Genomic DNA, 445 nt, shown 5'->3' with positions numbered 1-445 from the left:
CACTTTCGGAGAACCCATAGCTATTCGTTTTCGACCAATTTGTAGACTCATCGACTTTTAGGTCGACAACGACTTGCTGCGCGATGTCGCTTCTGTTTCTCGCGGTTGCGTAAACCGTTTTAACCAGTTCACGATCGGATTCGATTACATCGCCGTGCCAAAAGTTATTGTCATTAACGGTGTAGGTGAAGTTGTCGACGGTGATCTTAGTCTTTTCGTTACAGCGATAACCATCACAAGAGCCACTGTTGTTACCTTGTATTACCCAAGAGTCACCCGAGCGGTTAATCGTCATGTCCTCACCAACATACTGACTGTTGTTACCGCCAACCCATGCATAACCTAGGTTGTGAGCTAGATAACTAAGAGGGCGTACAAAATCATTGCGGTTGTTCACTAAGTCATATTCAACGTCTATCTCGCTGCCTTCTGTGACGGCTTTAGC

General features: G+C 45.8%; 1 protein-coding gene. It reads right to left on the bottom strand.

Features of this window, described 5'->3' with window-relative positions; genetic code table 11:
• The coding region (locus AB4512_RS24130) for an aerolysin family beta-barrel pore-forming toxin (RefSeq protein ID WP_372176016.1) at window positions 1-445 on the bottom strand (445 nt) is incomplete at both ends.

It is taken from the genome of Vibrio sp. 10N.222.52.B7, from assembly GCF_041474275.1.
GTDB classification, from domain to species: Bacteria; Pseudomonadota; Gammaproteobacteria; order Enterobacterales; family Vibrionaceae; genus Vibrio; species Vibrio crassostreae_C.
The sequence above is the reverse complement of the archived record's forward strand: the minus strand, read 5'-3'. Positions and strand labels throughout refer to the sequence as shown.